The organism is Tenacibaculum sp. DPLXC6 (assembly GCF_056815515.1).
Genome location: NZ_CP141806.1, coordinates 164,000 through 176,236, shown reverse-complemented (window position 1 = coordinate 176,236; position 12,237 = coordinate 164,000). Strand labels below are relative to the sequence as shown.

Genomic DNA, 12,237 nt, shown 5'->3' with positions numbered 1-12,237 from the left:
TAAATATGATTATCAAAATAAAAACCAAATGTATATATTGGCTTTTCTAGCAAGCTCTTTTTTAATGGGTTAGTTACGATATCAAAACGATAAAAAACAAAAATAAAATACTGAAAAACAAAAAGTTATGCGTAAACCAATTACATTCTCCAACCAACAAAATGATGCTTTGTTTGTTTTGATTAAGTCTTTATCAAAGTCAGAAAAACGTCAATTTAATTTATATGTTGGTCGTTTAGGAGGTAATGTAGATGCTAAATTTTTTGCGCTTTTTAAATTGCTTGAAAAACAAAAGAGTTATAACGAAAAGGCTATTATTGATAGCGGTGTGGTGAGTAAGCAGCAGTTATCTAACCTAAAAGCTCATTTATACAAGCAAATACTAACTAGTCTTCGTATGAATCCTGCTCATAAAAACATTAGAATTCAAATACGTGAGCAGTTAGATTTTGCTACAGTTTTATATCAAAAAGGATTGTACAAGCAAAGTTTAAAATTGCTTGACAAGGCTAAAAATATGGCGGTTGAAAATGAAGAAAAGAATGTTGCTTATGAAATTGTTGAGCTTGAAAAAGTTATTGAAAGTCAGTATATAACCCGAAGTATTGATACGCGTTCTGACGAATTAACTATTCAGGCAAAAGAGCTTAGCATGCAAAATGTTATCGCTAGTAAATTATCCAACTTATCGCTACAATTGTATGGTACGTTGCTTAAAAATGGCTACGTAAAAAACGATGAGGAACTACAACGAGTGAATACTTACTTTTATTCTAAACTTCCTGAATATACATATGAAGAATTGGGTTTTAGAGAAAAGTTATGGTTATACAAGGCACATTTGTGGCATAGCTTTTTAACTCAAGATTTTTTACAGAGTTATAAGTATGCTAATAAATGGGTAGATTTATTTAAACATGATACTAAGAATATTTCTTTGCATCCTGTTTTTTATTTAAAAGGAAAGAACTACTTATTAGAGAGCTTATTTTTTATAAAGCATTATGATAAGTTTAAAGAAGAGCTTTCTGCTTTTGAAGAGGAAATTGAGGAGAAAAGTATTCCGCAAAATAGCAATACTGAAATCTTAACTTTTCTATACTATTATGCTAACAAATTACACTTACACTTCTTAGAAGGCAACTTCTCTGAAGGTGAATACCTAGTAGATATTATTAATGATAAAATAGATGAGTACAAAGACCGTTTAGATACGCATCATATTGTAGTTTTTTACTACAAAATTGCTTGTTTGTACTTTGGTATGGGTAAAAACAAAGAGTGTATTTTGTATTTAAATAAAATAATTAAACCTAAAAATATTCAAGTAGCTAACGATCTACAGTGCTTTGCCAGAGTACTTTCTTTAATTGCTCATTACGAGTGTGGCTTAGATTATGATTTAGAGCGACAGTTTAAAGATACCTATCGTTTTTTACTTAAAATGGAAAATTTACAAGAGGTTCAAAAAGAGTTTATTTCTTCTATAAAAGCGTTGGGAGATGTGTTTCCGCATCAAATAAAAAAGGAGTTAAAAAAAGTACACAGTCGCCTTAAGGTTTATGAGAATCATCCTTATGAAAAAAGAGCTTTTTTATATTTAGATATTCTTTCGTGGCTTGAAAGTAAGATTGAAAATAAACCTGTTGCTCAAATTATTAAAGAGAAATTTGTTAGTTCTCAAAAGTGTTGAGATTGAAAATAAACATCTCCAAAACAAAGTGTAAAAGTTCTAAAATCAACCTTACAAATTAATTTTATTACAATAGTAATTATCCACTACCTCTAACTAGGGGTACTTACTAAAACTTTAGAGAAATTGTCTCTTATATATATTAGTTTAGAACTATCTATTTTAGGAAAATTATAATTAATACTTTCCAAATAATCTATAAAATTTTCATCGATAGAGTAATTATAATTATCCTTAATAAAACTTGTAAAGTATGATGGCCAGATATAATTTCCATCTGTATAATAACAATCAGGAGATATAAACTTTCCTTTCTTGTCAATAAAATACCCCATCCAAGCAATTACTACCTCTCCTTTTTCTAAATATTTTATTATTCTTTCTCTTTTCTTTGGTATTCCTATCTTTAATTCTTCAGAATAAGTAGTTTGCTCAAATACTTTCTCATTAAACTCTTTATCAAAACCAACAAAATGAACTTTCTTCCTAAATGTAGTCATAAGCAATTTAAAAATACTTTACCTTATTACTCTAGGGTTCAATATATACTACTATACATTTTTAACCTTATAATAAACAGCTCCTAAAACAACTGCTCTTTTTTCACTTGCTGATATTCTTCTACAATTGCTTCTAAAACTTCTTTTGCTGGTTTAATTTCATGAATAAGCCCTGCTACTTGACCTATTTCAAGTTCTCCATCATCTAGGTTTCCTTCAAACATACCTCTCTTAGCACGTGCACGTCCTAACAATTCTTTTAATTGTTCTATCGTTGGGTTTTGTTGATATAGTTCTTGAACTTCTTGAAAGAATTTGTTTTTTACTAAACGTACAGGTGCGAGTTCTTTTAACGTTAGTTGTGTACCTCCATCTTTTACTTCAACAATTGTTTTTTTGAAGTTGTCATGTGCTGAAGATTCTACAGTAGCTGCAAAACGGCTTCCAATTTGTACTCCGTCTGCTCCCAACACCATTGCTGCTAACATTCCTCTACCTGAACCTATTCCTCCTGCTGCAATTACTGGAATTTTAACTTGTTCTTTTACCATAGGAATTAACGTAAACGTAGTAGTTTCTTCACGTCCGTTATGACCTCCAGCTTCAAACCCTTCACATACTACAGCATCTACTCCAGCTGCTTCTGCTTTTAAGGCAAATTTTACTGAACTTACCACATGAACTACTGTAATTCCTTTTTCCTTTAAAAAAGAGGTCCATGTTTTTGGATTACCTGCAGAAGTAAACACGATTTTTACTCCTTCTTCAACGATAATATCCATGATTTTTTCTATATCAGGATACAACATTGGCACATTTACCCCGAAAGGTTTATCTGTTGCTTTTTTACATTTTTGAATGTGTTCACGAAGTACTTCTGGATACATAGATCCTGCTCCAATTAATCCTAATCCACCTGCATTTGACACTGCAGAAGCTAACTTCCAGCCACTTACCCAAATCATTCCACCTTGAACGATTGGATATTGTATATTAAATAGTTTGGTAATTCTGTTTTGCATAGCGTAAATGTACAATCATTAGCTAGGAAGCACAAAAAAACCTCGAAAAAATCGAGGTTGTATGTTTATGTTTTTATGTTTGAAAAAGTAATAAGTTTTAATCTATTACTCTTGTCGTAAAATTCAACGCAATGCTATATTTAGATGGTATTTTTCTATTCATTTCCACCGCTGGCTTCCACCCTTTTATAGATTCAAAAAAATCAATTATCTCGCTCCTTAATTTATTTGGAATATTATTAACCACCCATACGTCTTTGATACTTCCATCTACATCAATAGTAAAATTTACATAGATAATGGTGTTAATAGCATAACTTACATTATCTATTAAATAGCTCATCTTTGAATTAAAATCTTCTTTTCCCTTTTTAAAAGTAGGTTTTATAAACTTTGTATAAGTATCGTCCTTAAGTTCTTCTCCTTTTTCATTGAATAGTATATACCTTTCTATATCTCCATTTATATCGTAATAAAATTTTGCTGCTAGGTTACCATTGTAATGATAATACTTCCACAACCCTGATGGGACTCCTTTTTTATGGAAACCCGTATAATTTCTATTACCATTGTCAAATAATGTAAGTACTTTTCCTTCTAATTCTCCCTCAGCATCATAAAAAGCCCTTTTAGATATTTTTCCATTTCGGTGGAACACAAGATATTTTCCTACATAACTGCTTCCTCTATTATTTTTTGAAAACCCCTTCTTGAAAATTTTTCCGTCTCTATAATAAAGTATCTTTTCCCAAAGAGCTCCTTTTTTTACACTAGTTTCAATATATTTAGCATCGTTTTTGTTTGAAGTTATTCTAAACTTTCTATCTAAATAATTAGAAATAGAATCTTTTTGTGAGTATCCATTAATACTAATGAATACTATAAATAATAACAATGTTTTTTTCATAGCTTTACTCTTCTTCTTAAGAAATTACACCAGAACCTAATAGCTCTTCATTTTTATACCAAGCAACAAACTGCCCTTCTTGAATAGCTGATTGTGGATTTTCAAACGCTACATAAACTCCTTTGTCTACTTTATACAACGTAGCTTTTTCTAATGGTTGTCGGTAACGAATACGTGCTTCTACTTCCATAGATTCACCTGTTTGTAAAGCTAAATCTTCACGTACCCAGTGCAATTCTTCATTTGATACAAATAATACACTTCTATACAATCCTTGGTGATTTTTTCCTTCTCCAGTATAAATAATGTTGGTATCTACATCGGTTTCAATTACAAACAATGGTTCTTTGGTTCCTCCAACCGCTAACCCTTTACGCTGACCTTTTGTAAAATAATGTGCCCCTTGATGTTTTCCTACTACTTTTCCATCCTCTTTATTATAAGAGAACTTCGTTGAAAAATATTCCAATTCTGCCTCTTTATTCTCAAATTCTGGAATTGAACGATTGTACTGCTCAAATTCATCTGGAATTCGGACAATATCTCCTTCTTTCGGTTGTAGTTTTTGTTGTAAAAAGTCTGGAAGTCTTACTTTTCCTATAAAACACAATCCTTGACTATCTTTTTTATCGGCTGTAATTAAATCTGCTTCTTTTGCTATTTCACGAACTTCTGGTTTTGTCAATTCCCCAATAGGGAACAATGCTTTCGATAATTGTTCTTGTGATAATTGACATAAAAAGTATGATTGATCTTTATTAGTGTCTTTTCCTGCTAATAACTTGTATACAGGTTTTCCATCAATAATTTCTTCTGATTTTCTACAGTAATGTCCTGTAGCTACATAATCAGCTCCTAAACTTAATGCGATGTCCATAAACACATCGAACTTAATTTCACGATTACATAATACATCAGGGTTAGGTGTACGACCTTTTTCATATTCGTTAAACATATAGTCAACGATACGTTCTTTGTATTGTTCGCTTAAATCAACTGTTTGAAAAGGAATTCCTAATTTTTCTGCAACAATCATAGCGTCGTTGCTATCTTCTAACCACGGACATTCATTAGAAATGGTTACTGAGTCATCGTGCCAGTTTTTCATAAACAGACCAATAACCTCATATCCTTGTTCTTTTAGTAAATACGCAGTTACACTACTATCTACACCTCCTGAAAGTCCTACTACTACTCTTTTCATTTTTTACTTTTGAAGCTGCAAATTTACGAAATAATAAACGTTTTCTATTATGGAAATAATTGATGACTTCATTGTAAAAATTGATGGACAGTGATATGTCTTAGTTTCTTACCTTCTCTTAGAATATTTTTAAATTAACCAGTCAGAAAGTAAAACTCTTATTCTCCACTGAGTTACTTTATAAAAGAAATAAATTTATCTTTATACTCTCTATATCTATAGATTAGTTTTTAGGTATTGAATGTACAGCTCTTTTTCTCTTATCGGTAACAACTTCTCCATCCATGTAAAATTGCCATTTACCGTCTCTTTTACCGTTTTTATACATTCCTTTTTCTTTTAAATCACCTTTTAAGTCGTAATACCTTCCTTCTCCTTCTAGTTTTCCGTCAACATAATATACTTCTTCAATCATTACTCCCGTTTCAGTAAAAATCTTAGAAAGTCCATTTTTCTTACCATTTTTATAGACGCTTTCCTCCGTTAATTTACCATTTCTATAGTAGTTTTTTAAAACTCCATCTAGTTTACCATCAGTATATTCTTCTTCTGAAAAAAGCTTTCCATCTGAAAAATAATACGTCCACTTACCTACTCTCTTTCTTCCTTTCATCCATCCTTTTGTTTTTACTTTTCCTTTTGGTGTAAAAAACTGTACAAAAGCACTATCTGATTTTGCTGAAAAGTCTTTAGACATAGAAGGTACCCCATAAGAATTAGGCTCATAAAAATTAAATGTTCCAACTTCTTTCCCATTTTTAAATTCGCCTGAGTATCTTATTCTATTTTTATTGTCGTCGTAATACTTTTTCCACACCCCATGTCTCTTACCATTTGCATCAAACTGATTAATTTTTTGTGCTTGTGCAGCCGTTGTAAAAAAGACTGCTAATAAAAGTGCCGTTGAAAATATCCTTTTTATATTTATCATGCTATAATTTCTTTTACATTTCAAATTTACATAAACCATACCAATATGAGTGTTGATTTTTTAATTTCTGTGTTAGAAAATGTTGATAATGCTGCTAAAGTAAACAGAGATAATGCTTCAAATATTGTGTTAGCACAACCTGAATTGATAAAATATTTGATTGATATCACTTTTGATGTTGATAATAAACTATCTATTAAAGCTGCTTGGGTATTGGAATGGATTTGTACGCACAAAGGGGTTGAGTATATTCTTCCTTATTTAAGTGTTTTTACAAAAAATATATCTAGCGTACATTTTGACAGTGCTGTAAGACCATGTGCTAAAATTTGTGAGCATTTAGCAACTGCTTTTTCCTCAAAAACAACCAATGGTATAAAAGAACAGTTAACAGAAACTGATATCGATTTAATTATAGAAACTGGATTTGATTGGTTAATTACCGACCAAAAAATAGCAGTGAAAGCCTACACCATGAGCACTTTATTTTTATTTGGTTTACAAAAAGATTGGGTACATCCTGAGTTAGAACATATAATTCGTACTAAGATAATTCATGAAAGTAAAGGTTGTAAAGCTAGAGGTAAGAAAATATTGGAATTGATAGAGAAGCATAAAAACCAAAAACAATTATAAAACCTCAGAAGAAAAATCTTCTGAGGCTCTTTTATTATTTTACAAACAACTAAATAGTTGTAGCTTATTTTATTACCAAGCCCATCCTTTAGTAGATGAAACTTTATCGTTCCAAGATTTTCTCCAGAACCACCAGCCTGACATAGTATACCATTTAAGGTTAGCTATTCCAAAACCTGTGTATCCTGTTCCTTGATAGAATCCTATTACTTTTCCTCCATAACAAGAATGTTGGTATAAGTATACTACGGCCTTTCTATATGAAGGTTTTGTTACAATTAAAGAAGATAACTGATCGTTATAACCACTTCCTACCCAATGATCTCTATAATAATAGCGGTTCATTCTACTCATTCCGCTCATATAAGTGTTATAATAAGCGTGTTTATAGAAGTAAAATCTTCCTGACCCATACACGTCATAGCTATCACATTTAGCAGCTCTACCTTCAGTACCTACTTGATCGCCAGGAAAATTTCCAGCTACTTTCGCTCCATATTCTTGTAAGTCTTCTCCATTATCAAAAACCTTAACTTGAATATCAGTACTTCCTTCTTTTGGGTTATCAAAGAATAATGATTTTGGTGCTCTTTCTTCATCTCCAAAGATTTCTTGAGCAAGCTCAACATCTCCATCAGCTTTCAGTACTTCTCCACTTTCTTCATCATATACATAAGCTACTTTAAACTGCTTACCATAATAATCGTACGTATGATTAATAGTTACTGTACTTTCTTTTGCTAATTGTACTTCTTCTTTGTTCGATTCATTTTCAATTACATCTTCACTTTGACAGCTGAAAAGCAATGTAAAGCACATCACAGCCATCCATAAAAAATTTTGTTTTTTCATTTTTTCTTATTTTTTGAAACTCCCAGTATTTACTAAGAGTTTATTAGTTTGATTAGTTAGTTATTTAATTTTTTACAGGTATTAAAACCTCTCCGTTTTTAAAACGTGAATAATCTACAACGTATTTACCTGCTTGCAAAGTAATATTAGTTTTACCCAATTCTGCTACTATATCTTCTCTAAGAGAAACGTTTTCTGAAATGATAAAATCTTCTTCTTCTAAACTTCTTGAAAACACCAATCGTAATGATTCACCTTCATTTCTGAACGCTATCACACCATTATCTTCATCATTGTTTCCTTCCATAAGTTTTGAGAAAATTTCTTTTACTTCATCTGATAAGCCTGAACTTGCATTTCCATATACAAGTATGTCTCCATAATCGTTTTTAAAACACACTCCTGGTCCTGTAGTACAAGTTCCTCTACTAAAACGCCAATCCATAACATATACCCATGGTGCATAATAGGCTCGAGCTTGTTTTACCTCTAAATTTGTGTTGTTTAACAATTCGTTTGCAGTGTCTTCTTTTTGACATGCTTGTAGCATCATAAGGACGATGCCTACAATTACAAAGTTTTGTAGTCGTTTCATAAAATAATAGTTTTCGGGGTTAATTATGAACTCAAATATACACGAACACCACAGCTTAACTATCAGGGGAATTGTTGTTTATACCACAGGAAAAACACCCTTAAAATAAATCTTATGTACTGAACATTTGCTAAAGTTTGTGGGTATTTCAATTTATACCCTCTATAAATCAAGTGTTTATTCCTTTTAAAAATACAGTCGTTAACCTAAAGACCTTCTTCTCTTTCGGTTATAGTTTTGCCAACATTATAAATCAAAATAAAAAATTATGTTGAAAAAAATTTTAAAGTTAAGTGGTGTTCAAAAACTAAACAGTTTAACTCAAAAAGAAATCTCAGGAGGAGGTTCTTTTGGTGGTTATTTAGATGGAGTAGACACAACAACAGATCCTGACAGATTTCCTTCTGATCCAGTAACATCAAATTGGAAGTGGAGGTGTCATAACCAAACTAGTAACGGTAATACACCTACCTTTTTTTATTCTTACACAGATTTAAGCTATCGTGGTTACATTTGTTATCCTTTATAACTAGATAAGAATTATAAAAGCAAACCTAACTGCTTGCTTTTATTTATTTAATACCCTTTAAGTTCGTAGGTTTTCTATATCCTTGAAAAGGTTGCTTGAGTAACTCTTTTAGGCTTGAATTTTTTACCTCATCAGGAAATGTATCTACTCCGTAGACTATTTTTTCTCTATCTAATTCCATATAAGTCCCTAATAATCGATCCCAAATAGAAAAGATGTTTCCGTAGTTGGAATCAGTATAAGGTAATAAATTATGATGATGTACTTTATGCATATCAGGTGAAACAATAACATAACTTAATACTTTATCCAATTTTTTAGGCATTTTTATATTGGCATGAGTTAGTTGTGTAAACACTAACGACATAGACTGATATAACATTATTATACCTATAGGTGTTCCTACTAAAAAAACACCTAGTAATGTAAATGTAAAACGAATAACGCTTTCTATTGGATGATGTCTGTTTGCTGTTGTGGTATCTACTTTATGATCAGAATGGTGTACTAAATGCACCATCCATAAAGGTTTCACTTTATGCTCTACTAAATGTGCTAAATAAGCTCCGAAAAAGTCTAAAAACAACACTCCTAACAATACATACAACCATAATGGCATTTCAGGAAGCCAGTTAATCAATCCAAAATCATTTGCTTGTACCCAGTCCGCTGTTTTAAGCAATACAAAAGCCAGAGTAAAGTTGATAATTACCGTGGTAGCAGTAAAAAACAAGTTAGGCCATGCGTGTTTCCACTTATTGTATTTAAAACTAAATAAAGGCACAGCTCCTTCTAACAACCAGAAAAAAGTTATTCCTCCAACTAAAATAATACTTCTATGACTAGAAGGAATATTTTCAAAATAATGTATAAGGGTTTCCAATGTGTAATATTTTTTCTAAAAATAGAAAAAATATCTATAACAGCTTATTTTTTAGAACTTCCCGATTGTGGTAGACGTTTTTTCAATTCCTCTACTATTCTATAAGTAGCAGGACAAACCTCTGTATTTTTAATCGTTAAATCTGCTATTTGGATAAACTTTTTTCGATTCGTATGTGGATATTCTGAACAAGCTTTTGGACGAACATCATAAATAAAACAAGTATTATCAGACTCGTCTAAAAAAGTACATGGAGCTGATTGTAAGACCATAAAATTATCTTCATCTCGCTGTAAATACTGATTTGTAAAATCAACCACCTTCATTTTTAAGTGTTTTGCTATACGCTCTATATCTTTTTCGGTAAAAATTGGTGAAGTTGTTTTACAACAGTTTGCACATTCTAAACAATCCGTACGTTCAAATTCTTCCTCATGCAACTCTTGCATTAGTAAATCTAAGCGTTTAGGTGTTCTTTTCTTTAATCGTTGAAAATACTTCTTATTTTCTTGTAAAGCGTCTTTGGCTAATTTTGGTAAGTTTTCAAGGTCTTTATCCATGGTGCAAAGGTACAAAAGCATCAACTAAGTATGCTATAATCATGAATCAAAAAATCATCCTTAAAATGGTGGGAAGAAAAAATTAAAAACACTAATTTTGTGCGATAATCAAAAAGAACCAATGAATATTCAATCGTTAATAGAAACGAAAGTAAAAGAAGGATTTTTAGCCTTGTATGATGTAGAAATTCCTAGTGTAGAATTTCAAGCAACCCGTAAAGATTTTGAAGGAGACATTACTGTTGTTGTCTTCCCTTTACTACGGTACAAAAAAGGAAATCCGGTTCAAATTGGTGAAGATTTAGGTAAATATATAGTTGAAAACATCAACGAAGTTACCAGTTACAATGTTGTAAAAGGTTTTTTAAACTTAGTCGTTGACGATTCTTTTTATGTAAACTTTTTTAATGAAATTGCAGCAGATGCAAGGTATGGTTTTGTAAAAGAAGACGAAACAGATGCTCGAATGGTAGAGTATTCTTCTCCAAACACCAACAAACCTTTGCACTTAGGACATGTTCGTAATGTATTATTAGGATATTCTGTTGCTGAAATTTTAAAAGCTGCAGGGCATAAAGTTTACAAAACACAAATTATCAACGATCGTGGTATCCATATTTGTAAGTCGATGTTGGCTTGGAAAAAATTTGGAGAAGGCGAAACTCCTGAATCAACTGGATTGAAAGGAGATAAACTGGTTGGTAATTACTACGTAAAGTTTGATCAAGAGTATAAGAAAGAAATTTCTGAATTAGTTTCAAAAGGAATTTCTGAAGATGATGCTAAAAAACAAGCTCCATTATTTTTAGAAGCACAAGAAATGCTTCGTAAATGGGAAGCTGGTGATAAGCAAGTTGTAGCCCTTTGGGAAATGATGAACGGATGGGTATATAAAGGGTTCGATGTTACTTATGAAAACATCGGAGTTAACTTTGACAAATTATACTACGAAAGTAACACCTACTTATTAGGAAAAGATATAATTGAAGAAGGATTACAAAATGGAGTTTTCTACACAAAAGAAGATGGTTCTGTTTGGTGTGATTTAACTGACGAAGGACTAGACGAAAAACTAGTATTACGTTCGGATGGAACTGCGGTGTACATGACGCAAGATATTGGTACTGCTATCCAACGTTCTAAAGATTTTCCTGATGTAAACGGAATGGTATATACCGTAGGTAACGAACAAGATTATCACTTTAAAGTGTTGTTCTTAATCTTACAAAAACTAGGATATTCTTGGGCTAAACAATTATTCCATTTAAGTTATGGAATGGTAGATTTACCTTCTGGAAAAATGAAATCTCGTGAAGGAACTGTAGTAGATGCTGATGATTTAATGGACGAAATGACCAATACAGCTCGTGAAATTTCACAAGAGTTAGGTAAGTTAGAAGGGTATTCTACTGAGGAAAAAGAGGAATTATATAAAATTATCGGATTAGGAGCTTTAAAATACTTCATTTTAAAGGTAGATCCTAAAAAGAGAATTTTGTTTGACCCACAAGCATCCGTAGACTTCCAAGGAAATACAGGTCCGTTTGTACAATATACTTATGCAAGAATTCAATCCATCTTACGTAAAGCTGATTTCGATTATTCTTCTTCGGTATCAGTAGAATTACACGAGAAAGAAAAAGAATTAATCAAGCAATTAGAATTGTACCCTGAAGTAATTCAACAAGCAGCGAGTAACTATTCTCCTGCTGTGATTGCTAATTACACCTATGATTTGGTAAAAGAGTTTAACTCATTCTACCAAAACGTATCCATTTTAGGAGAAGAAAATCAAAATAAAAAAATATTTAGAGTTCAGTTATCTAAAAAAGTAGCTGACACCATAAAATCTGCATTCAAATTATTAGGAATTCAGGTTCCTGAAAGAATGTAATAAATTAACAAACAACAAGTAAAAGTAAACA

At 31.4% G+C, this 12,237-nt stretch carries 13 protein-coding genes; 4 read left to right on the top strand and 9 right to left on the bottom strand.

Annotated elements, in window-relative coordinates; all coding sequences use genetic code 11:
- Positions 1-127: 127 nt before the first annotated feature.
- Positions 128-1,693 carry a hypothetical protein gene (locus tag VCM48_RS00820; protein WP_415269824.1) on the top strand — a complete coding sequence of 522 codons (1,566 nt, stop codon included), beginning with the start codon at positions 128-130 and terminating at the stop codon, positions 1,691-1,693.
- A 92-nt stretch (positions 1,694-1,785) separates the two neighbouring features.
- On the opposite strand, the gene VCM48_RS00815 is transcribed toward VCM48_RS00820, so the two are convergent.
- The 5 genes from VCM48_RS00815 to VCM48_RS00795 all read right to left on the bottom strand — a co-directional run bounded on the left by VCM48_RS00815 (position 1,786) and on the right by VCM48_RS00795 (position 6,257).
- Positions 1,786-2,193, bottom strand: a complete 408-nt coding sequence (locus tag VCM48_RS00815; RefSeq protein WP_482271246.1) for a hypothetical protein — start codon at positions 2,191-2,193, stop codon at positions 1,786-1,788.
- 83 nt (positions 2,194-2,276) lie between these two features.
- Complete coding sequence (locus VCM48_RS00810; protein WP_099216203.1) at positions 2,277-3,215, bottom strand: NAD(P)H-dependent flavin oxidoreductase; 939 nt, start codon at positions 3,213-3,215, stop codon at positions 2,277-2,279.
- A gap of 97 nt (positions 3,216-3,312) precedes the next feature.
- Positions 3,313-4,122: a toxin-antitoxin system YwqK family antitoxin gene (locus tag VCM48_RS00805; protein ID WP_482271245.1), complete on the bottom strand. Its 810-nt coding sequence runs from the start codon at positions 4,120-4,122 to the stop codon at positions 3,313-3,315.
- Positions 4,123-4,138: 16 nt separating this feature from the next.
- A complete protein-coding gene (gene mnmA / locus VCM48_RS00800) occupies positions 4,139-5,326 on the bottom strand; it encodes a tRNA 2-thiouridine(34) synthase MnmA (protein ID WP_482271244.1) in 1,188 nt (395 codons plus the stop codon).
- Between the two features lie 223 nt (positions 5,327-5,549).
- A complete protein-coding gene (locus tag VCM48_RS00795) occupies positions 5,550-6,257 on the bottom strand; it encodes a toxin-antitoxin system YwqK family antitoxin (protein ID WP_482271243.1) in 708 nt (235 codons plus the stop codon).
- Between the two features lie 45 nt (positions 6,258-6,302).
- On the opposite strand from VCM48_RS00795, the gene VCM48_RS00790 reads away from it, so the two are divergent.
- Complete coding sequence (locus VCM48_RS00790; protein WP_482271242.1) at positions 6,303-6,893, top strand: adenylosuccinate lyase; 591 nt, start codon at positions 6,303-6,305, stop codon at positions 6,891-6,893.
- Positions 6,894-6,965: 72 nt separating this feature from the next.
- Here the strand turns inward: VCM48_RS00790 and VCM48_RS00785 are convergent, their stop codons facing one another.
- Positions 6,966-7,745, bottom strand: coding sequence for a hypothetical protein (locus VCM48_RS00785; protein ID WP_482271241.1), 780 nt, complete (start codon positions 7,743-7,745; stop codon positions 6,966-6,968).
- Between the two features lie 64 nt (positions 7,746-7,809).
- Positions 7,810-8,340, bottom strand: coding sequence for a hypothetical protein (locus VCM48_RS00780; RefSeq protein WP_482271240.1), 531 nt, complete (start codon positions 8,338-8,340; stop codon positions 7,810-7,812).
- Positions 8,341-8,608: 268 nt separating this feature from the next.
- On the opposite strand from VCM48_RS00780, the gene VCM48_RS00775 reads away from it, so the two are divergent.
- Positions 8,609-8,869, top strand: coding sequence for a hypothetical protein (locus VCM48_RS00775; protein WP_482271239.1), 261 nt, complete (start codon positions 8,609-8,611; stop codon positions 8,867-8,869).
- A gap of 43 nt (positions 8,870-8,912) precedes the next feature.
- Here VCM48_RS00775 and VCM48_RS00770 read toward each other — a convergent pair whose 3' ends face one another.
- On the bottom strand, positions 8,913-9,752 hold the full coding sequence (locus tag VCM48_RS00770; protein WP_274640627.1) for a sterol desaturase family protein: 840 nt from the start codon (positions 9,750-9,752) through the stop codon (positions 8,913-8,915).
- Positions 9,753-9,796: 44 nt separating this feature from the next.
- Entirely contained in the window at positions 9,797-10,312 is a 516-nt protein-coding gene (locus tag VCM48_RS00765) for a YkgJ family cysteine cluster protein (RefSeq protein ID WP_274640626.1), read from the bottom strand.
- Positions 10,313-10,433: 121 nt separating this feature from the next.
- Here VCM48_RS00765 and argS point away from each other — a divergent pair, with 121 nt between their 5' ends.
- The gene (gene argS / locus VCM48_RS00760; RefSeq protein ID WP_482272231.1) at positions 10,434-12,206 is read left to right on the top strand and encodes an arginine--tRNA ligase; all 1,773 of its coding nucleotides are present in this window, start codon (positions 10,434-10,436) and stop codon (positions 12,204-12,206) included.
- Positions 12,207-12,237: the final 31 nt, after the last annotated feature.